Raw genomic sequence first — 21,363 nt, forward strand, 5'->3', positions numbered from 1 at the left:
GTACTAAAACAAGCAAACAAAAGGAGCTGGATAAGCAGTGGATGATTTAGAAAAAGCAACTACAAAAACACCTGGTCTGGTAGAGCGGACTTTCCATATCTCAGAACAGGGTTCGACAGTCAAGCGCGAAATCTTGGCTGGCCTGACAACTTTTGTCTCGATGGCATACATACTTTTCGTTAACCCCAGCATTCTAGGCGCTGCCGGCATGAACAAAGGTGCAGTCTTTACTGCAACAGCGATCTCGGCGATCCTTGGTTGTGTTTTAATGGGAGTCCTCGCAAATTACCCCATTTCGATTGCGGCAGGTTTAGGCGATAATGCATTTTTTACTTTTTCAGTTGTCTTGGGAATGGGTATCCCCTGGCAAAAGGCGATGGCTGGTGTTTTCGTCGCTTCTGTTTTATTCACGATCCTCTCATTTTTTAAGATCCGCGAGGTTGTTATCGATGCCATTCCCCAAGATCTAAAATATGCGATGGCAGCTGGTATCGGGATTTTTATTGCCTTTGTTGGTCTGCAAGGCGGCGGGTTGATCGTAGCTGATAAATCTTCCTTGGTCGCGATCGGTTCATTTACAGTTCCAACGACCTGGCTGACAATTGCGGGAATTTTTATCATCGCCATTCTGATGGCTAAAAAAGTTCCTGGTTCAATTTTTATTGGGATCTTCGCGACTGCCGTCCTGGGGCTGGCAACTGGCCTGATCAAAATGCCAACTCACTTAATTTCCTTAGCTCCAAGTATGAAACCAACCTTTGGCGTCGGAGTCGCTAATCTAGCAGCCTTAAGCGACCTGCAAATGTGGGCAGTAGTTTTGATCTTCTTACTAGTCGCCTTCTTTGATACAGCTGGTACCCTAATTGGCTTAGCCCAACAAGCAGGCATTATGAAAGACAACAAAATGCCCCGGATCGGCAAGGCATTGATGGCTGATTCTCTTTCGATGCTAGCCGGTTCGGTAATGGGGATGACACCTACATCTGCTTACGTCGAATCTTCAGCTGGGATCGCAGTCGGAGGCAAAACAGGTTTAACAGCAGTTACGACCGGCTTTTTCTTCTTTGTCAGTCTGCTTTTTTCGCCTCTGTTAACGGTCGTCACCGACCAAGTTACGGCTCCTGCTCTGATCGTAGTTGGTGTTCTCATGGCTTCATCGATGCGTGAAATACACTGGGACCAATTCGAACTCGCCTTTCCTGCCTTTATCACCATTATTGGCATGCCTTTGACCTACAACATTTCATACGGGATCGCCTTCGGTTTCCTGACCTATCCGATCTTGATGACCGCGGCCGGAAGAAGAAAAGAAGTCAACTACATCATGTGGATCTTGCTCTTCGTCTTTATCCTGCTGTTGTATATCCTGAACATCTTACATTAAACACAGCAGCTCTTTAAAAAATCAGTTTAAGAAAGGTTGTTATTAATTTGCAAACAATTCAAGAATTAGCCGGTCTGATCGATGCCGGGGCTGCCAAAATTCCAGCTGACACTGTCATTGAAAATGGAACGCTCGTTAACGTCGACACGTCTGAATACTATGCAGCAAATGTCGCAATTTATCACGGAATGATCGTGGCTGTAGATCCTGACGTCTCGGCTTATGTCGGTGAAAAGACTGAGCATGTCGATGCCAGCGGCAAATATTTAGTGCCCGGTCTGATCGATGGTCACATTCACGTTGAGTGCAGCAAACTCAGCCTGACCCGTTTCTCCCAAGCCGTTCTACCGCACGGGACAACCAGTATTATTTCTGGGCTGGATGAATATATTTCAGTCGTTGGCCTCGATGGCCTGTCAGAGATCTTTGCCGAGCTTGAACAGCTGCCGTTTAAAGTCTTTTGGGGACTTCCTTACAAAACACCGTATACTATCCCCTCATCAACCATTGCATACAATGTAAATGGTCAGGACCATGAAAAATATCAGGCTCTTGCTCAATGTTACGGTGTTTGGGAAACTGTGCGTGAATCCATTCAAACCAAAGATCCAGATACTTTACAAGCCTTGCTTGCAGCACAAAAAAACCACAAACCGATCTTCGGCTGCTCCCCCATGGCGACTGGCCGCGACTTAAATCAGTTCCTAATGTCAGGAGTCCAGGTTGACCATGAAAGCTACAGCCATGAAGAATTTCTTGAAAAAGCCCGCAAAGGTTTGCACGTTGTGATCCGTGAATCTTCTGTCACACAATTTCTAGCAGAAAATATTCGCGCGATCACGGAAAATACAGCGGGTGTTGCACGTCATACTAGTTTTTGTACAGATGATGTTAACGCCCATGATGTGCTGGAACACGGACACCTTGATCACATGGTTCGTTTAGCGATCCAAGCCGGTGTTGCCCCAATGACCGCAATTCAGATGGCAACCATCAATGGCGCTGAGGCATATCACATTAACGATCAGGTTGGATCCATCGCCCCGGGCAAACAGGCCGACATTCTTCTAGTTGATCACCCAGGAACTTTCAACGTTGAAACAGTGATCAGTAAAGGCCGTTTAGTGACTGCCAAGAATCAAGTTGTAATGGAATTTCTCCCTCCTACCCGGTCGGAAAAACTCTTAAATACAGTTGACCATCAACCCTTAACCGCTGAAGATTTCGCAACCCCAGCCAAAATCAAAAATGGGACTGCCACAGTTGAAACCATCAAAAGTGTAGGCCCATTTGTCAGAAAGCGGCTCGATGTTGACCTTCCAGTTCAAGAAGGTGTGATCGAACCCGATATCGAGCAAAAGGTTGCTTTAGCTTCAGTGATCGAACGATATGGGATCAACCAAAACCACGCACACGGCTTTATCTCAGGCTGGTCATTTCAACGCGGTGCGATTGCAACGACCATGGCACCAGATGACAACAACCTTGTCGTTGCAGGAGTCAACCGGGAAGATATGGCACTTGCCGCAAATACCCTGATCAAATGCGGTGGCGGCCAAGTTGTCATTGCTGACGGAGAGATCTTAGCGTTGTTAGAATTACCGCTCGCAGGCATAAATACCGATCTAACTCCTGAAGAATTGGCTGCAAAAGAGGTCGAATTGAAGCAGGCAGCTCAAAAACTCGGCAGTACTTTGCCTGACCCACTGTTCTATCTTTCATTCTTACCAATTACATCGATCCCCGATTTAGCCTTGACTGACGGGGGAAATGTCGACTACCCAAATTTGGCCTATTTCGAACCAGTACTTTCAATCTCTGAATCAAAATAAGCCCTTCTCTGATCAACAAAGGCAACTGCACGATCTGCACCCACCTAAGGGAAGCAATCATGCAGCTGCCTTTTTAACTATCCTTTTTCTAATAAAACGGCTGTTAGTTGGACCCTGCTGAAAAAGCCGCTTTTTATCTGATCGTGCTAACAACTGCGGTCTACTCCGTTGTTTGTGAGTATTAAGCTCAAACTAAACCAGCATCTGCAAGATTTAAGGACTGCGATTATCATTGCCATTGGACCAAGAACCAAAAAACACACCTTACCCCGAAAGGTAAAGTGTGTTTTTCATTTTGATTGAAATTAGCCGATGGCTGGTGTACCCATCCAGTCGATAATTTCTTTAACTGTATCTGTGATTGCATCTGTACCAGGTGCAAGAAGTTTACGTGGGTCAAAGCCCTTACCTTCTTGATCCTTGCCTGCTTCGATGTACTTACGAGTAGCAGCAGCAAAGGCCAACTGGCATTCAGTGTTGATGTTGAGCTTAGCAACACCCATCTTGATAGCTTTAACAACTTGATCTTGAGGGATGCCGGAACCACCATGCAAAACAAGCGGTGTCTTGATAACGTCAGCTAATTCTTGCAAACGGTCGAAGTTCAAACCTTGCCAGTTAGCCGGATATTGGCCATGGATATTGCCGATACCGCAAGCAAGATAATCAACGCCCAAATCAGCGATCTTCTTAGCTTCTTCAACGTCGGCTAATTCACCCGCGCCGATGATACCGTCTTCTTCACCACCGATTGAACCAACTTCTGCTTCAACAGAGATGTTCTTGGAGTGAGCTAATTCAACGATTTCTTTTGTCTTGGCATAGTTTTCTTCGAAGGGAAGATCATGGCCATCAAACATAACTGAAGTGTAACCAGCGGCAATGGCTTCTTTAGCAGCCTCGTAGTTACCATGGTCTAAATGCATGATAACAGGAACTGTGATGTTCATTGAACGCATAACTTGTTCAACCATGTTTCTAACCAATTGATAGTCGCCCATGTATTTAGCAGCGCCCATTGATGATTGGATCAGAACAGGAACGTTCTTTTCTTGAGCACCTTTCAAAATTGCACGAGTCCATTCAAGGTTATTAGTGTTGAAAGCACCTACAGCGTAATGACCCTTACGAGCATCTGCAAAGATTTTATTACCATTAACGAATGACATAAAATATAGCCTCCTAGTTTAGTTTACATCTATAATTACTCATCTTGAGCACAAAACAATTTTACCACACTTTTCTTCAAAAGCGAACTTATTTTGTACTTTTTTCACGTTATTTACACAAATAAATGTAAACTACAGCTATTTTTGCAAAAACTAGTTGGCAGGCTAGTAGTCACTACGTCCTAATTCTGTGATCCGTCCGCGTGTTGTATAGACGATCCATTCGGCAATATTAGTCACGTAATCACCAATTCGTTCCAAATGATTGCCCAATTTCATGTAATCGAAGCCTTCGATCACGAACTCATGATCCGCCTTGATCTCCTCTAAAATCAACTGGTTTAACTCTTGGAGATATTGGTCAGTCAAATGATCTTTTTCAGAAACTGCAATTGCAGCATGGTCATCTAAGTCGCCATATGCTTGCAAAACATCCTGCAGCATTTTCAAATCATTGTCTGCCATTTTTAGCACGAGCCGGTCTAATTTGGTTTTCCGCGGACTATTCTGACTGCGGACTGCTTTTCTGGCAATATGCACAGTGTGATCCGCCAGCCGTTCAACATCGGAACTAGCTTTGAGGATCGCCACGATCTTGCGCAGGTCGCCAGCAACGGGTTGCTGCAAGGCAATGATCTGCGCGGACTTCCCCTCAAGATGTGTTTCCTGCTCATTGATGTCTTCGTCGCCATCCACTACTTTTTGACCAAGTTCTTGATCCTCGTTCTCCCAAGCAGTGACTGCATTTTTCAAAGCAGTAGCGGTATTTAACCCCATCTTAACGAAATTCAATTTTAGTTCTTTGATTTGAGTATCAAGCAATCTACTCATTTGTTTCACCCTTTCTAGCCGAAGCGGCCGCTGAGATAATCATCAGTCTGCTGTTTTTGCGGTTCCACAAAGATATCCTTTGTTCGGCCAGTCTCAACCAGACTACCATCGAGGAAAAAAGACGTTGAATCCGAGATCCGTGAAGCCTGCTGCAAGTTATGGGTGACCATCACACAAGAATAATTTTCCCGCAGTGTCAAAAGCATCTCTTCGATCAGATTACTGGAAACAGGATCCAAAGCACTGGTCGGTTCATCCAGCAAGATCACCGAAGGCTGCACAGCTAATACCCGTGCGATACAGACCCTTTGCTGCTGCCCGCCCGAAAGGGAAAGCGCGCTTTTGTCCAAGTCATCTTTGACCTCATTCCAGACCGCAGCCTGCTTCAAACTCGTTTCGATCCGCTCATCAAGGTACTGTTTATCTCTTTTCTTACCTAACTTTAAACCATACGCGACGTTATCATAAATAGAGAATGGAAACGGATTTGGTTGTTGAAAAACCATGCCGACTTGTTTCCGCAACTCTACCGTGTCGGTTTTCGGTCCATAGATGTCATCCCCGCCAATTGCTACCTTCCCAGTAATTTTAACACTTGGTATCAGATCGTTCATCCGATTGAGGCAACGAAGATAGGTAGACTTTCCACAGCCGGAAGGACCGATCAAAGCGTGGATCCCATTGTCTGGAAAAGAAAGGTCGATCCCCTTTAGAGCTTCGTTTTCACCATAATACAAATGCAAGTTTTGCGTGGAAATATATTCGCTCACTTCTTCAACCTCCTGCATATCAGCCAAAATTACCCGAAACGTAATCATCCGTCGCCTTTTTTTGCGGCAGGGTGAAAACATTTTTAGTCTTATCGTATTCGATCACGTGTCCTAAATGAAAGAAAGCAGTATAATCACTGACTCGCGAAGCTTGCTGCATATTATGCGTCACAATTATGATCGTATACTTCTTCTTAAGCTCAACCATTGTTTCTTCGACTTTCAAAGTCGAGATGGGATCTAACGCGCTGGCTGGTTCGTCCATCAACAAAATATCAGGTTTCATCGCGATCGCACGCGCAATGCACAACCGCTGCTGCTGACCGCCAGATAAAGCTAAGGCACTCCGATCTAAGATATCTTTGACCTCATCCCATAGCGCAGCACCTTTCAAGCTTTCCTCAACAATCTGGTCCAATTGCTGCTTTTTCTTAATGCCGTTTTCTTTCAAAGCAAAAGTAATATTTTCTCGGATCGATTTGGAAAAAGGATTAGGCCGTTGAAAGACCATGCCGACATGTTTGCGCATCTCATAAACATTGATCCGTGGAGAGTTAATATCCAGTCCGCGGTACCAGATCTGACCATCGACGCGAGCTACTCCATCGTTCATCCGATTTAAAGACCTCAAAAAAGTCGATTTACCTGAACCCGATGCCCCGATCAGCGCCGTGATCTTATAGCGTTCAAATTGCAGTGAGCCATCATAAAAGGCATGATTATCACCATAGAAAACCTGTAAATTATCCGTTGAAATTGCTAGTTCATGTTCTTTTGGATCAAAAGTTCTGATCGCAGTGTCATTCAAATCATATTGTCCAACATCCATCTTAAAACCTCCAATTTAAAGCTCCGAAAACATTCTTCGTCAAACAGAAACTTATTTATCTGCCGCAGTAAATTTACGGTACAAACGGTTTCCTAGATAGCGTGCAGACAGGTTAAAGATCAAAACTACAATAATCAAAACAGCCGATGTACCAGCAGAAACCGCAGCTGCATCTGGCATGATTCCTTCTGAATTGATCTTCCAAATATGAACTGCCAAAGTTTCAGCTGGACGCGACCAGTTCAAAGGGCTCGCGGCGTCAAATGGATTCCAATTGGTAAAATCGATCGTTGAAGCACTCTGACCGGCGGTGTAAATCAAAGCAGCAGCTTCACCAAATACACGCCCTGCGCCTAAGACGATCCCGGTAATGATCCCTGGCAATGCCTCGGGGATAATAACCTTCAAGACTGTTCTCCATTTGGAAAGACCTAAAGCAAGTCCAGCCTCGCGTTGCAGGTCAGAGACTGCATTCAGTGATTCTTCAATGTTTCGGGTCAGCAAAGGCAAATTAAAGAAAGTCAACGCAATCGCACCAGCAAGTATGGAAAAGCCCATCTTCAACTGGACAACAAAAAGCAGGAACCCAAAAAGGCCAACCACAACTGACGGCAGTGAACTCAAAATTTCAATTGCCATCCGGATCACTTCGGTGAACCAATTTTTAGGTGCGTATTCGGCTAAAAAGATCCCTGCTCCCAGAGAAATCGGAAATGAGATCACTAAAGTCAAAATCAACAGGTAAAACGAGTTAAAGAGTTGATAAACGATCCCGCCTCCGGCAATGAACTCTTGCGAGGGCTTGGTCAAAAAGCTCCAGGAAATATGCGGGACCCCCTGCAGCAAGATCCTTCCCAGCAGGAAGGCGAGGATCACAACTACGATTCCAGCGATCAATTTGATCGTTAATAAGGCTAGTTTATTCGCAGTTTTTGAATCCATTAGAAACGCCCCCTTCTTCCGATCCATTTGATCAGTAAGTTAAAGATCAAAGACATCAGCAATAAGACTAGCGCTAAGGACCACAAGGCATTATTGCCCACGGTTCCCATGACAGTATTTCCGATCCCCATTGTTAACACACTGGTCAAGGTCGAAGAAGCCGAAAGCAGCCCTTTAGGCATCAAGGTAGCATTTCCGATAACCATTTGGACTGCCAAAGCCTCTCCAAAGGCACGTGCCATGCCAAAAACTACGGCGGTCAAGATCCCAGGCAATGCCGCGCGTAAAATAACCTTGTAGATCGTCTGCCACTCCGTTGCACCTAATGCTAACGAAGCAGATTTATAGTATGAAGGAACCGCACGTAAACTATCTTCAGTCATCGAAGTCACTGTCGGCAGGACCATCACAAACAAAACGAAAGACCCTGATAAGATCCCATAACCTGAACCGCCAAAATGAGTCCGAACGAACGGGACCACGACGCTTAATCCGATAAAGCCGTATACGACTGAAGGGATCCCAACAAGCAGTTCGATCACGATCTGCAGTAAACGATGTCCCCTTTTACTAGCTATTTGCGTCATGTAAAGAGCAGTTCCGATCGCAAAGGGAGTCGCAAATAAAACTGCCAACAAGGTGACCCCAAACGAACCGAGGATCATTGGCAGGGCACCAACCAAGGGGCGCCCGTCTTTACCGACTGCTGTGGGAGACCAGTCCGTGGTCAGAAAAAAGTCCTTTAAACTTGCGTGATTTTGCGTAAAAGTCGCGATCCCTTTAGATGCAACAAAAGCAAAAATTGAAATCACTACCGCAACGATCAATATGATCGCCGAGTAACTTAAAATCTTGCCTGTGACTTCCTGTCTAGTTTCTTTAGATTTACTTTGAATCTTCTCCTTGATCGAATCCATATTCTCCACCTCTCAATTAAAACCAAATGTCCAGCTCAGCTTAAGAGAAGATTTACTCAACTGGTGTAACCTTGCCATGCTGGTCTTTTTCAACCTTCATTGACCGCAAAGAAATATAGTGCAGTCTCGTTAAAAGCTTTTCCTGAATTTTATCTGATTTGAGCAGATAATTAATAAATGCTTTGGTTTCTTTGGAAGGACTCTTACCAGTATACATATGTTCATATCCCCAGAGTTTCCAGGCATTCGTCGTCACATTTTTGGTAGTTGGAGCGATCCCATCGATCTTTAACGCAGTAAAAGTGTCTTTTAAATATGGGAAAGAAACATAAGAGATAGCCCCTGGTGTATCAGCGACCATATGCTGAACCGAACCATTCGAATCTTGTTCTTGCGCCTTCATTTTTTTCTGACCGCCAAGAACTTCACTGTCAAAGATCGAACGAGTGCCGCTCCCTTGTGCCCGATCGATCACAACGATCTCAATATTCTGACCGCCCAGCTGTTTCCAGTTCGTATAATGTCCAGTGTATATTCCTCGCAACTGGGCCATCGTGATATTCTTAACGCCCACATCTTTGTTAACGATCGGTGCAACTCCGATCACAGCGAGCTTGTGGTCATGCAGCTTAGAAGCAGCAATTCCTTTTTGATTAGCCGCAAAAATATCGGAATTGCCAATGTCCACCGCACCGCTCTGAACCTGGCTCAATCCAGTTCCAGAACCACCGCCTTGGACAGTTATTTTTTGTTCAGGTACAGAGCGTTGGTATTCATGAGCCCCCATTTCAACAATAGGCTGCATCGCACTTGAACCAACGACTTGGATCGTCTTCTTTGCAGAAGAATCTTGTTTTGCACACCCAGCCAGAGCTAAGCCGAGGACTAACAAGGTAGTGATTATTTGCTTTTTTTTCATAATTACTCTATCCTTTCATAATTATTCTAAAGATTCTTTGTAAAAAAAAGCTCTTCTTTGTGTAAAGAACACGTAAATTTTTTTACAAAAGGATATTTTGCAGTTTCATTCAAGTATTAAGCTGCATGTTTTTTGTTTTATGAATAAGTACAGCATAATTTAATTTTAATAAAATGTGTACAAAAAAAGATCAACTTTTTCTTAACTTAAAAAAGTTGATCCTTTTACATGATATTTTCTAACTGCTCAGGCTGGGTTCGAACCAGCGACCTCTTGATTAACAGTCAATTATTCTACCACTGAACTACTGAGCAATATGTTTAGTGCTAAAAAGTTACTACAAAAATCTAACTTAAGTATTAACTTAACATATATAGTTATACCATAACATTCTCAGCGTGTAAACAATATATTTTAATAAAACTCATGTTTTTTTAATGCATTCGACCTAAGCGACATGATTTTCACGCAAAATGGACTGAACAACTTGTTCCATTTCAGGCGTTCTAGTCCATTCTTCAAAATGATCCATGTCCTCATTGGGCATTGTAAAATTTTGATTGATGTACTCTTCATATTTAACGACACTTGATGAACGGGGAATATTCAGCTGCACTATTCTAACGCTCTGAATGAATTTCCTGACTGCAGCCAACTCTGCCCGCCCATTCTGAACCATATTGGAGATTTCATAGTACTGCGACCCATCGTTTCTAGTGATCTCTTCTATTAGCGTTAAAGTTTCATTACTCACTACTAGCACCCTTCCCGACTGATCGGCTAACACAACATTCAACTATCCGATCTCAGCAAAATTTATTCTGTACATAAATTATATCCAGTATTGACGTTTAGGTCAAAAAACCGCCGACAGTGATCTGTCGGCGGCGGCATAAGAGAGAAAGAGAATTGATTAGAAGGTAAATTACTAAATACCTTACACATAAAGTATAACGTATTCTGAAAGCGGTGTCAATAAAAAGTAAAAATATATTTTGATATATCTTTTCTTGCGAAAGGCAATCCCTTTATTTGCACCGCGGCAAGAAAAACATAGTTGAATTTCTGGCAAAAGAGAAACTAAGCTCAAATCTTTTCCCTTTTTCTTTGAATTTTTTGTCCCACCTATAATATAATGAACTTGTAGTTTTAACGAAGAAATAAGCTGTCTAAGGAGGAAACTTCATGATCAACAAAAAACAACTGCGAGTTAGCCGTAAATTAGCATTAGTTTTTTTAATCGTGCAACTCTTGCTAAAAATACTCCATTTTTCCTCTTTCACAGCAACTGCTTCAACCTTCTTTGCAATTTTTCACGGATGGCTGATCTTATTGTTGCTAGCAGGGATCTTCTTTTATTACATACTTTTAACCAGCATTGTTTATCTGGGGCTGCGGATCCTAAATTACAGTTTTAACTCCTTCTACCGTTAAGATCCGCTATTCACAAATACCTGGCAATTTTCGTTTGCCGGTAACGCAAACAGGCTTTGAATGACTTAAATCATTCAAAGCCTGTTTTAGTTTTTAACAGATTTTTCAGAGAGTTGCATTTTTTAGCGCACGATCACTACTGTTCTTCAACGCCGACTTCTGCTTTGACAACATCAACAATTTCCATCACGTAGTCATGAACCAATGTTTCCGTAGCAGCTTCAGCCATCACACGCAAAAGATTCTCTGTCCCGCTTGGACGGACCAAGACGCGCCCTTCGCCAGCCATTTTGCCTTCAACTTCTTCGATCTTAGCCAAGATTTTTTCGTTATTCAATGCCTTTTGCTTATCTTGGACCCGAACGTTGACTAATTCTTGCGGATAAGTGGCTACTTCAGCAGCCAATTCTGAAAGCCTTTTACCAGTCTGTTTCATAACGTTCAAGAGCTGCAAAGCAGTCAGCATCCCGTCACCGGTCGTGTTGAAGTCCAAAAAGACAACGTGGCCTGACTGTTCACCGCCAACGTTATATCCATTCTTTAACATTTCTTCAACGACGTAGCGGTCACCAACTTGAGTTTTGACCGAAACCAAACCGTTCTTTTCCATTGCCTTGTATAAGCCAAGATTGCTCATAACAGTTGTTACAATGGTATTCTTCTTTAACCGGCCGCGTTGATCCATATATTTGCCGCAAATATACATGATCTTATCACCATCGACGATCGCACCAGTTTCATCAACTGCAATACAACGGTCGCCATCACCGTCAAATGCCACCCCGACCTGAGCGCCCTGTTCGACAACAAACTTGCTCAAAGCTTCAGGGTGAGTCGAGCCGACACCATCGTTGATATTGAGACCATCAGGGTTAGTCGCCATCGTTTCAAAGTCTGCCCCTAAGTCAGCAAAAAGATTCGAAACGATCGCACTCGTAGCCCCGTTAGCACTATCAATTGCAACATGAAGTCCTTCCAAGTCATCAGGGATCGTCTGCTCTAGGAACTGGACATACTTTAAGGCACCTTCATGGTACTCGCTGATCATCCCTAGACCTGCAGCAGCTGGACGCGGCAAGTCATCAGTTTCTTGCTCTAAGAGAGCTTCAATTTCTTCTTCCTTGGCGTCAGAAAGCTTATAGCCGTCTCCGCCAAAGAACTTGATCCCATTATCTTGAACCGGGTTATGGGAAGCAGAAATCATGACACCAGCATCAGCATCTTGCAAACGAACCAGGTAAGCAACCCCTGGAGTTGTGATCACCCCTAGTGGGAAAACTTCAATGCCGACCGACAAAAGTCCGGCGATCAAAGCCTCCTGTAACATCTCACCAGAGATCCGGGTATCACGAGCTACTAAAACACGGGCAGGCTCATCCGGGTTCTTTTTATGCTTGGTTAATACATAGCCCCCACAACGGCCTAATTTAAAGGCCAATTCAGGACTCAACGTTTCATTTGCGATACCCCTAACCCCGTCTGTACCAAAATATTTCATCATTATTGCTCCTTAATTGAATTGTTTAAATTTTGCAGTTCAAAACCTGCTAGCTAGCTAGCTTCATCACTAGCTGAACTAGCACTGCTGGAAGAACTGGAAGATGATGATTGAGAACTTGTGGTCGTCTGGCTCCCTTTTCCAGAACTGCCCGAATCATTATCATCATCAGAATCACTTGCAGCAGGCTGTGAAGAGGTTGAACCCGCAGCGGAACTGTTATTCTCTGTCGAAGAAGATGAACTGCTTGCGCCAGAAGAACTGCTGCTTGAGCTTTGATCTGTCACCTTAATACTAACTTGAACCGAAGCAGGCGACACCTTGGTGACCCCTGAACGATTCGAGGCTAGAGAAATTGTCCGCTGCTGATCATCACTGACTCCTGCCAATGAAACCGGAACTTCCAACTCGTCGATTTTTTTTAAGGCATCTTTGGTCCCTGTCAACGTAGCATACTTGGTCTTTGATGATAAACTGTACTTCTTGCCATCAACACCTGAACCATCAGCAACCAATTTCAGCGGAACTTTCTTATCTGAAGATGCTAGGTAAATCGGAATATTGACCCTGGCCGTTTCAGGCGAGATCGTCACATCTAACTGCTTGCCAGAAGAACTGATCGCCCGAAGCATAACATTCTTAGTCGTTGATTTTTTTGCATCCTTGTCCAGGTCCACATCAGCTACAACGCTGTCGATCTTCTTGATATCTTTTTTGGCACCGACTACTTTAACCGTCTGCCGACTGGACGTTGCAGCACCAGCGGCATAGCCATCAGCGATCTTAGCAGAATCATAACGAACTTGAACCGGCAAAGTAGCTTCAGCACGTTTACTGATCTTGACCTTGATCGAACTGGGAGAAACTCGCGAGGAAAGTTCAGAACTCAACCCGCTTGTTTTCAGTTGGACTGTATGTGTCCCGGTCTTTAAACCGCTCAAGTCAGCATTGACTTGAAAATTGCCCGTATTTTCTGCAGACTTCACCAGACCGCTCGGGCCGATCAAGGTCACCTTGACTGTCTGCGGAGCTCCAGAAACATAATACTTGTCGCTATCGTAATTTAGGTTGGGGCTTTTTTTAACAGTCGCGCGTGTGTTTTTCATCAGCGAAATGCTTGTGCCTGACTGATTATTTCCGCCTGAAAGCTGCTCCGAATTAACATAGACGAACAGGAAGACAGTAAACAATAAGGAAATAAGGCTATAGGCGATTTTCGAATTAAAAACTTGAGCTAGTTTCAATGTTTAGCTCCCCCCTTGAACAAACCTTCAAAGAATTGGGTGATGGGGTTACTCTTCTTGTTATCGTCTGATGGGATCAGCTCGTTTTTCAAGAATTTCAAATAATCTTCTCGTGACAAGTCCCGGATCAGTTCACTGTTCTTAGTAAAAGTTACGCCGCCGGTTTCTTCTGAAACTACGACCGTTAAAGCATCAGTTACTTCACTGATCCCTACTGCCGCTCTGTGTCTAGTCCCTAGTTCTTTAGGGATCAGGTTAGACTCGGACAAAGGCAGATATGCAGCAGCAACAGCAATTTTATTATCTCTGATAATCACAGCACCGTCATGTAAAGGTGTGTTGGGAATAAAAATGTTGATCAGCAGTTCCCCTGTCACCTCGGCGTTAAGATCGATCCCAGTTTCAATGTAATCTTCTAAACCAGTATTCATCTGGATCGAGATCAACGCTCCGATCCGGCGCTTAGACATGTATTGAATTGCCTTATCTAAGGCTTCTACTAATTTGATCTCAGCTTCATTTTCTCGTCGATTTGCAGCAAAGAATGGGTTCCTTCCCAAATGCTCCAAGCCGCGCCGGATCTCAGGCTGGAAAATCACAATGATCCCGATCACGCCCCAGTTGATGATCTGGTCCATGATCCAAGAAACAAGATGCAGCCCCAGCCAAGCACTAAGCACTTTGATCAAGATAATGATCACAACGCCCTTAAAGAGCTGCACTGCCTTCGTGCCGCGAATCAACATCAATAACTTATAGATGACGTACCAGACCACTAAAATATCCAAGAGGTCAGTTAAATTACGCCAGGTAATGATATTACTCCAGTCAAAGGACACCTGAAAATTACCTCCTTTGAAAAAAATTTACTTTTTCATTATAGCACAGCGCCCCAGTCGTATCGAATAAAACATTGAGTCGCTCTAGGCGGAGTTTCTTAAATTCATCTAAAAAATGTTTGCAATTAGCTTTCTTCCTATTTTTAACTGTTAGAATGGAGAATAAATGAGGGATTTTTGAGAAATTGGGTGAAATTTATGGCAAAAAAAAGCAGATGGCTGATCAGGATCTCTTTTCTAGTTTATCTGGTTTATATTTATCTAACGGTTTACCGGCAAGGCGGCTTCTTTAGTTTTCTCTTGCTAAATACTTTTTTAGGCTATTTACCGATCGAGCTGGCCATGCACTTGGATCATAAACAGCCGCTTTTACTTTTTGTACCGCTTGGCATTTTGTGGCTGCTTTTTTACCCAAATGCACCCTATTTACTAACAGATCTCTTCCACCTTTCACGGATCAACCCCTATAATCCGGAAACTGGGTTGATGTCATTTAACTTGCATAATTGGTTAAACTTTACCAATATCTTAGTTAGTGCGTTGTCTTGCAGTATTTTAGGAACGTGGAGTCTCGAGCATGTCGCCAATCAAATCATGTTAAAAATTAAAGCACACAGTTTCTGGCTGCGCAACGCGTTCGTCTTTGTCTTGATCCTTGCTGCCTCAATTGGGGTTTATGTCGGACGTTTTCTGCGCCTGCATACTGCCTATCTATTTTTTAACCCAGATCAAGTTATCGATCAGCTAGTTGAGATGTGGAGTCCACGGATGCTTGTTTTCGTAACCTTCATGACGCTGATCCAAATGGTCATCTGGATCACACTTAGACTATATTTATCAGCCAACGATACGCTAGTGCAAGAACAAGAAACACAAACTCGTACTAAATAAAAAATTACAGTCAAAAAGACTTCCCAGGTAAGCTGCCAGCATCCGGTATTATTTCTCTAATAATACCCAGTGCTTCAGACCTGAGAAGCCTTTTTTATGTTTGACTTTTTATGCGCCTAAGATCCTGACTTCTGTTTCTAAAACTACGTCAAACTGCTTTTTGATCACAGCTTGAACATGCGCGATCACCTGCAAATAATCCGTAGCAGTCGCCCCGCCCCGGTTAACGATAAAACCCGCGTGCTTGAGCGAGACTTGTGCTCCGCCGACTTGGTAGCCTTGCAAGCCGGCATCATGGATCAATTTGCCGGTAAAGTATCCCTTCGGCCGTTTAAAAACACTGCCGCATGAGGGGTACTCGAGCGGTTGTTTAGATGCACGCAAGAAATTTAGTTGGTCCATTTGTTCACGGATCAAGCTTTCTTTTTTAGGCTGCAATTGAAAAGTTGCCTGAACTACGATCAGCTGCTGCTCTTGGATCAGACTATGCCGGTAACCGAAATCAAGCTCGGATCCACGGTAGACATGCTCATTACCTGCAAAATCAACCGTTAGTACTTCCTGAACAACATCTTTGATCTCACCCGCATAGGCACCAGCGTTCATAAAAATCGCACCGCCAACAGATCCTGGGATCCCCGCGGCGAACTCCAAGCCGCTTAGTCCTGCCTGACAAGCTGCTTGAGTAGTTGCGATCATTGCAGCTCCGGCTTGAGCAGTGACAGTCTGTTCATTCACCTGGATTTGATCCATCTTCGTTAAAATGATCACTAAACCGCGAATACCGCCGTCCTTGACGATCAAATTGCTGGCATTGCCCAAGATCGTCAGTGGGATATTTTCTTGTTTACCCCACCGACACAATAATTTCAGTTCAGCGGCTGTTTTAGGAAAAACCAAAAAATCCGCTGGGCCGCCAGTACAAGTATTCGTATAATTTGCTAAGGGTTCATCTCTTAAGATTTCAATGTTTTGCAGATCTGTGACTGTGATTGAATTTGTTAAAACCATTATTTTTCCTCACTATCTGATTATGCTACCGTCAATTTTACCATTTTTCTGTTATAATTGGGCTAATATCAGCTAGTTTCTTGCTTAAATTCGCAGATCGCGTTTTGTTCTGCCTGATTTGAACAAACTAGTCATTCTAAAAAGGAGTTTTTGCTGCCATGAATTTTATCGCTCTGGATTTTGAAACCGCCAGTCCCAAGCGACACAGCGCGTGTTCCTTAGCTTTAACAGTCGTTCGTGATAATCAGATCGTCGATGAAATGTACTCTTTGATCAAGCCCCCGACCCCGTTTTCTCCAAACAATATCAAGATCCATGGGATCACAGAAAGAGACGTTGCCAATTCGCCTACTTTCCCTGAACTTTGGCCGCATATCTCTCCTTTTTTTGCGCAGGATAAACTGGTCGTTGCCCACAATGCTTCTTTTGACTGCAGTGTCTTGAAAAAAACGCTGGAGTTTTATCAAATGCCCTTACCGAACTTCATGGTACTTGATACGCTCAAAACCAGTCGCCAGCTCCTAACCGACTTGCCAAACTACAAGCTAAATACAGTGTGTGATTTTCTAAAAATCCCCTTGATCAACCACCACAATGCTCTAGATGACAGTCAGGCATGCGCGAAGATCCTGCTCTATCAAGCTCAGAATTTTGGCACGGAGCAGTTAAAATCCCTGGTCAAGGCATACTAAATTAGACCAGATCAAATTTACACAAAAAAGGTCCCTATCACCTCGGATAGGAACCTTTTTTATTCGTCCAGCTGTTTGATCAGCTGGGTATAATGTAAACCATGGGCTTGCAGCTTAAGAACACGCTGATCATCCGCATCAGGATCCTTAACAAAACTGATTTTAAGATACTGATCAGGCAGATCATCCCCAGCATATTGCGGCCATTCAACCACGCAAACACCATCACCATCAAAATATTCGTCTAAGCCGAGGTCTGCGGTCCCGGTGCCCTCTAGGCGGTAGACATCCATATGGTACAAAGGCAAGCGCCCTTCAGTATACTCCCGAATGAGCGTAAAGGTCGGGCTTTTAATGTTGCGTTTGATCCCGAGACCCAAAGCTAATCCTTTGGTGAAAGTCGTTTTACCCGCTCCAAGATCACCTTGCAGCAAGATCACATCTCCAGCTTGAAGATGTTGTGCAAGTTTGTGTGCAAATTGCTGAGTTTCTTCCGGGTTGTGAGCAATAAAGTCCATTCGATTCATCTCTTACTTTTCTATTATTCCATGACCGCTTGGGCAGCTGTCATAATAGCTACATTATACACGTCTTGCTCGTTGCAGCCACGTGATAAGTCAGAAACCGGCTGATTTAAGCCTTGCAAAACAGGTCCAATAGCTTCAAATCCGCCGAAACGCTGCGCGATCTTGTAGCCGATATTCCCTGATTGCAGCTCTGGGAACACAAAAACTGTGGCGTGGCCGGCAACTTCTGAATTAGGTGCTTTTTGCTGTGCAACAGTTGGGACAAAGGATGCATCAAATTGCAGTTCACCATCGATCGGCAGAGATGGAGCTTTTTTGTGCGCCAATTCCGTTGCTTGAACCATTTTGTCGACCTGTGGTCCTTTAGCAGAACCCTTAGTTGAAAAGCTCAGCATAGCGACCTTCGGATCAATATCAAACAGCCGCGCAGTTTGCGCACTCGTGACTGCAATTTCAGCCAAGTCTTCAGCACTTGGATCAATGTTGATCGCACAGTCTGCAAAGACATAGGTTTCTGAACCATCGCCGCGTGTCATAATAAACGCACCGCTGGTCCTCTTCAAACCTGGCTTAGTCTTGATGATCTGAAGAGCTGGACGGACTGTATCACCAGTCGCATGAACTGCACCAGAAACTAATCCGTCTGCTTTATGCATGTAAACCAGCATTGTCCCAAAATAATTAACGTCCTTTAACCATTCGCGCGCTTGTTCTTCGGTATTCTTGCCCTTACGCCGTTCCACGAATTTAGCGACCATTTCTTCAAAGTCTGTTTGCGGATATTTTTCTGGATCGATCAAAGTGACGTTAGCCAGCACATCTTTGCCCAGATCATGAGCTTTTTCTTTGATTTTTGCTGCATTACCTAAAACTATCGGACGGAGGATACCTTCCTGTGCTAAACGCAAAGCAGCACCTAAGACACGGCCATCCTCGCCTTCTGGGAAGACAATTGCTTTATCTTTACCCTTGATTTTTTCCTTTAAACTTGTAAACAGATCCATCTAAGATCCCTCCCTATTTTTTTGAACATGATACTATGATCGATCCGGTGAACCGAATTTTTGTTGATCCTTCATGTCTTGACAGGTGTTACTACAAAAGTTCTTCTCTTGGTCGGCTTACTTGGGAAGTGAAACTGTCTGCGGCAGTTGCCAGTCAATTGGTTCTTCTCCCATCGCTTCCAGTGCGGCATTAGTTTTGGAAAACGGCCGCGAGCCAAAGAATCCGCGATTCGCTGAAAGTGGGCTCGGATGCGGAGAAGCAATGATCACATTGCGGCTCTGATCGATCAGCCTGATTTTATCTTGAGCTGCCATACCCCACAAAATAAAAATCACCGGCCGTTCACGTGCAGATAATTTTTCAATTGCAGCATCAGTCAGCCGCTCCCATCCTTTACCATGATGCGAAAAAGCCTGACCATCACGGACCGTCAAAACGGAATTCAACAGCAAAACACCCTGTTTAGCCCATTTTTCCAGGTAGCCGTGGTTAACTGGCTTAATGCCCAAATCACTTTGCAGTTCTTTATAAATATTTCTCAAGGATGGCGGGATCGCCACGCCCGGTCTAACAGAAAAACTGCAGCCGTGAGCCTGATTTTCACCGTGATACGGATCCTGACCTAAAATCACAACTTTTACCTGAGAAAAAGGAGTCCACTCAAAAGCTTGAAAAATATGATACATATCTGGGTGAATATCATAGTGCTGATACTCTCCCCGCAGAAAAGTATGTAAGTCATGGTAATATTCCTTTTCAAATTCAGGCTCCAAAACAGTTTGCCAATCATTTTTGAGCAACGCTTTCATAAAAACACCTCAAATTTATTTTAACATAATAAAACGCTTTCTACTAAAATACTTAGAATTAATTTGATGCAAACCAAACTTATTATTACTGACCCTATTTGTCAAGCTAAAACGGTAAAAATAAACGTTGTAGTCCCACGGTCCTCTCCTATCATGCTAAAATAGAAATAAGAAAATAAAAGTGAGGTCACAGTTTATGCTACAATTAATTGCTTCCGACATGGACGGTACCATGCTCAATGATCATATGGTTATTTCAGACTATAATATTGCCGCCATTAAGCACGCGCGGGAAAAAGGTGTCCATTTTATCGTCTCAACTGGCCGGGCTTTCAAGGAGGTCAAGCCTCTTTTGGATGATGCTGGTATTTCCTGTCCGCTGATCACTCTCAATGGGGCTTTGGTCCTAGACGAAGCCGGCAAAGTTCTGAGCTCTGCGCCGTTGGCCGATTCGCTGGTGCAAAAAATCATGGTTTTGCTCAAAAAAGCTGGTTTGTATTTTGAAGTCATTACATCCAAAGGTGTCTGCTCTGATGACAAAGCTGCCCGCATAGAAAATTTTGCTGAACTCTTGGCTAGCATTGATTCAACCACACCGTTTAAATTGGCTGTCAGTCTAGCTTCCGCACGGCTAGAGTTAATGAACATCAATTATGTCGATGATTACTACCAACTGGTCGAAGATCCCAACATTCGGATTTACAAGATAGTTGCCTTCAGTCCGCAAGGTCAAAAGGGATTACAAAAAGTTAAAGAACAGATCGCCCAAAATGAATCATTAGTCATCACCTCTTCAGGCAGCGGGAACATTGAGATCAACCACGTCAATGCACAAAAAGGGATCGCTTTGCAGGCTTACGCTGACCGGTTAAATATCCCGCTGGATAATGTCATGGCGCTTGGCGATAATGGCAATGACCTCTCTATGATCCAGGCAGCAGGGATCAGCTACGCGATGGAAAACGCCACTGACGAGATCAAATTAGCTGCCAATCATCTGACCGCAAAGAATACTGAAAACGGTGCGGGATTGGCAATTGAAGAACAGCTGAGCGAGCTCAGCAAATAATTTAGTCAACCTCTGTTAAGGCAGATTGGATGTGAAATAAATGCGGTCTTTATATGCCCAACGTCTTGGTTTTACCAAGAAGGGCGTCACCACCATTAAAAATGAAAATAACGAAATAATCTACTTCATTACTGGCCGCTGGGGGCGCGTTCATGATGCCCTTTCCGTCTATGCAGTTTCAGGCGACCTATTGGCTGAGATCAAGCAGAGTTCCCTCGGCGTATTTCCCAAGTTTGACCTTTACTCCAACGGAAAAAAAGTCGGCTCTTTACGGCGCTATTATGGTGTGAGTTCAGAAATGTTATTCGTTAAGGGCTTAAACTGGTTTTTGCTGGGAAACTTGAATAATTTTCGCTATAAAATTTTCTCCGGCCGCGATTTAGTCATGCGAACAGGTGATACTTATAAAAATGGGCAGCTTTGCATCAAGTTTGACTTTTATTCTCAGTCAGATGAACCTTTATGTTTATGTGTCGCAGCGATCCTGGATCACTGGGCAACCGGCGGCAAGAAAGTTAAACAAAAAAAGCACAACCTTGGTTGGCAAACCCGTCCGAGCTTCGATTAAAAAAGGTTCTATAATATCTGGTACTGATAGAGAAATTTTACTATCTGTACCAGTTTTTTTGTTTTTTGTATTATTATAAAAAAAGAGACAAGGCCACTACACCGTGTCTCCCCAAATCCAATTCGTCTAAATGACGAAAATAGAAAGAAGTTTTGTTCATGGATAATTGTACACTTGATCGTC

22 protein-coding genes and 1 tRNA gene are annotated in these 21,363 nt (G+C 43.7%); 7 read left to right on the forward strand and 16 right to left on the reverse strand.

The features are described 5' to 3' along the window. Positions 1–37 precede the first annotated feature (37 nt). Positions 38–1,384 (forward strand): NCS2 family permease, encoded by a 1,347-nt coding sequence (locus tag LFYK43_RS07925; RefSeq protein ID WP_124977159.1) that lies wholly within the window; start codon positions 38–40, stop codon positions 1,382–1,384. A 47-nt stretch (positions 1,385–1,431) separates the two neighbouring features. Then, positions 1,432–3,216, forward strand: a complete 1,785-nt coding sequence (locus LFYK43_RS07930; protein WP_124977161.1) for an adenine deaminase — start codon at positions 1,432–1,434, stop codon at positions 3,214–3,216. Between the two features lie 305 nt (positions 3,217–3,521). On the opposite strand, the gene fba is transcribed toward LFYK43_RS07930, so the two are convergent. The 9 genes from fba to LFYK43_RS07975 form a co-directional block, all read right to left on the reverse strand. After that, positions 3,522–4,385, reverse strand: coding sequence for a class II fructose-1,6-bisphosphate aldolase (fba, locus tag LFYK43_RS07935; protein ID WP_124977163.1), 864 nt, complete (start codon positions 4,383–4,385; stop codon positions 3,522–3,524). A 165-nt stretch (positions 4,386–4,550) separates the two neighbouring features. After that, positions 4,551–5,216: a phosphate signaling complex protein PhoU gene (phoU, locus tag LFYK43_RS07940; RefSeq protein WP_124977165.1), complete on the reverse strand. Its 666-nt coding sequence runs from the start codon at positions 5,214–5,216 to the stop codon at positions 4,551–4,553. Between the two features lie 14 nt (positions 5,217–5,230). After that, positions 5,231–6,004, reverse strand: a complete 774-nt coding sequence (pstB, locus tag LFYK43_RS07945; protein WP_305775328.1) for a phosphate ABC transporter ATP-binding protein PstB — start codon at positions 6,002–6,004, stop codon at positions 5,231–5,233. A gap of 1 nt (position 6,005) precedes the next feature. Further along, the gene (gene pstB, locus LFYK43_RS07950) at positions 6,006–6,815 is read right to left on the reverse strand and encodes a phosphate ABC transporter ATP-binding protein PstB (RefSeq protein WP_124977169.1); all 810 of its coding nucleotides are present in this window, start codon (positions 6,813–6,815) and stop codon (positions 6,006–6,008) included. 51 nt (positions 6,816–6,866) lie between these two features. Next, positions 6,867–7,757, reverse strand: coding sequence for a phosphate ABC transporter permease PstA (pstA, locus tag LFYK43_RS07955; RefSeq protein WP_124977171.1), 891 nt, complete (start codon positions 7,755–7,757; stop codon positions 6,867–6,869). Continuing rightward, the gene (pstC, locus tag LFYK43_RS07960; protein WP_124977173.1) at positions 7,757–8,674 is read right to left on the reverse strand and encodes a phosphate ABC transporter permease subunit PstC; all 918 of its coding nucleotides are present in this window, start codon (positions 8,672–8,674) and stop codon (positions 7,757–7,759) included. Before pstC ends, pstA begins: the two co-directional genes overlap by 1 nt. A gap of 52 nt (positions 8,675–8,726) precedes the next feature. Beyond that, positions 8,727–9,593 carry a phosphate ABC transporter substrate-binding protein gene (locus LFYK43_RS07965; protein WP_124977175.1) on the reverse strand — a complete coding sequence of 289 codons (867 nt, stop codon included), beginning with the start codon at positions 9,591–9,593 and terminating at the stop codon, positions 8,727–8,729. Between the two features lie 242 nt (positions 9,594–9,835). Next, a tRNA-Asn gene (locus LFYK43_RS07970) sits at positions 9,836–9,907 on the reverse strand. A gap of 134 nt (positions 9,908–10,041) precedes the next feature. Continuing rightward, on the reverse strand, positions 10,042–10,347 hold the full coding sequence (locus tag LFYK43_RS07975) for a hypothetical protein (RefSeq protein WP_439957212.1): 306 nt from the start codon (positions 10,345–10,347) through the stop codon (positions 10,042–10,044). Positions 10,348–10,778: 431 nt separating this feature from the next. On the opposite strand from LFYK43_RS07975, the gene LFYK43_RS07980 reads away from it, so the two are divergent. Then, positions 10,779–11,027, forward strand: a complete 249-nt coding sequence (locus LFYK43_RS07980; RefSeq protein WP_124977177.1) for a hypothetical protein — start codon at positions 10,779–10,781, stop codon at positions 11,025–11,027. A gap of 136 nt (positions 11,028–11,163) precedes the next feature. Here the strand turns inward: LFYK43_RS07980 and glmM are convergent, their stop codons facing one another. From glmM to cdaA, 3 genes are read right to left on the reverse strand one after another with little or no spacing between them, the layout of a single operon-like run. Beyond that, complete coding sequence (gene glmM, locus LFYK43_RS07985) at positions 11,164–12,525, reverse strand: phosphoglucosamine mutase (RefSeq protein WP_124977201.1); 1,362 nt, start codon at positions 12,523–12,525, stop codon at positions 11,164–11,166. Between the two features lie 53 nt (positions 12,526–12,578). Further along, complete coding sequence (locus LFYK43_RS07990; protein WP_124977179.1) at positions 12,579–13,769, reverse strand: CdaR family protein; 1,191 nt, start codon at positions 13,767–13,769, stop codon at positions 12,579–12,581. After that, positions 13,766–14,608 (reverse strand): diadenylate cyclase CdaA, encoded by an 843-nt coding sequence (gene cdaA / locus LFYK43_RS07995; RefSeq protein ID WP_124977181.1) that lies wholly within the window; start codon positions 14,606–14,608, stop codon positions 13,766–13,768. The genes LFYK43_RS07990 and cdaA overlap by 4 nt, the downstream gene beginning before the upstream one ends. A gap of 198 nt (positions 14,609–14,806) precedes the next feature. Between cdaA and LFYK43_RS08000 the strand changes: the two genes are divergently transcribed. Next, positions 14,807–15,499, forward strand: coding sequence for a DUF1361 domain-containing protein (locus LFYK43_RS08000; RefSeq protein ID WP_124977183.1), 693 nt, complete (start codon positions 14,807–14,809; stop codon positions 15,497–15,499). 108 nt (positions 15,500–15,607) lie between these two features. On the opposite strand, the gene murB is transcribed toward LFYK43_RS08000, so the two are convergent. Continuing rightward, positions 15,608–16,510 carry a UDP-N-acetylmuramate dehydrogenase gene (gene murB, locus LFYK43_RS08005; protein WP_124977185.1) on the reverse strand — a complete coding sequence of 301 codons (903 nt, stop codon included), beginning with the start codon at positions 16,508–16,510 and terminating at the stop codon, positions 15,608–15,610. A 158-nt stretch (positions 16,511–16,668) separates the two neighbouring features. On the opposite strand from murB, the gene LFYK43_RS08010 reads away from it, so the two are divergent. Then, positions 16,669–17,202 carry a 3'-5' exonuclease gene (locus LFYK43_RS08010; RefSeq protein ID WP_124977187.1) on the forward strand — a complete coding sequence of 178 codons (534 nt, stop codon included), beginning with the start codon at positions 16,669–16,671 and terminating at the stop codon, positions 17,200–17,202. 59 nt (positions 17,203–17,261) lie between these two features. Here LFYK43_RS08010 and tsaE read toward each other — a convergent pair whose 3' ends face one another. The 3 genes from tsaE to LFYK43_RS08025 all read right to left on the reverse strand — a co-directional run bounded on the left by tsaE (position 17,262) and on the right by LFYK43_RS08025 (position 19,543). Continuing rightward, a complete protein-coding gene (gene tsaE, locus LFYK43_RS08015) occupies positions 17,262–17,720 on the reverse strand; it encodes a tRNA (adenosine(37)-N6)-threonylcarbamoyltransferase complex ATPase subunit type 1 TsaE (RefSeq protein WP_124977189.1) in 459 nt (152 codons plus the stop codon). 23 nt (positions 17,721–17,743) lie between these two features. After that, positions 17,744–18,733 (reverse strand): phosphate acetyltransferase, encoded by a 990-nt coding sequence (pta, locus tag LFYK43_RS08020; protein WP_124977191.1) that lies wholly within the window; start codon positions 18,731–18,733, stop codon positions 17,744–17,746. 117 nt (positions 18,734–18,850) lie between these two features. Continuing rightward, positions 18,851–19,543: a uracil-DNA glycosylase gene (locus LFYK43_RS08025; RefSeq protein ID WP_124977193.1), complete on the reverse strand. Its 693-nt coding sequence runs from the start codon at positions 19,541–19,543 to the stop codon at positions 18,851–18,853. 196 nt (positions 19,544–19,739) lie between these two features. Here LFYK43_RS08025 and LFYK43_RS08030 point away from each other — a divergent pair, with 196 nt between their 5' ends. Both LFYK43_RS08030 and LFYK43_RS08035 read left to right on the forward strand, forming a co-directional pair. Beyond that, a complete protein-coding gene (locus tag LFYK43_RS08030; RefSeq protein WP_124977195.1) occupies positions 19,740–20,612 on the forward strand; it encodes a Cof-type HAD-IIB family hydrolase in 873 nt (290 codons plus the stop codon). Positions 20,613–20,652: 40 nt separating this feature from the next. Then, positions 20,653–21,180 carry an LURP-one-related/scramblase family protein gene (locus tag LFYK43_RS08035; RefSeq protein ID WP_124977197.1) on the forward strand — a complete coding sequence of 176 codons (528 nt, stop codon included), beginning with the start codon at positions 20,653–20,655 and terminating at the stop codon, positions 21,178–21,180. Positions 21,181–21,363: the final 183 nt, after the last annotated feature.

It is taken from the genome of Ligilactobacillus salitolerans (assembly GCF_003864415.1).
In the GTDB taxonomy this organism is placed as follows: Bacteria; Bacillota; Bacilli; order Lactobacillales; family Lactobacillaceae; genus Ligilactobacillus; species Ligilactobacillus salitolerans.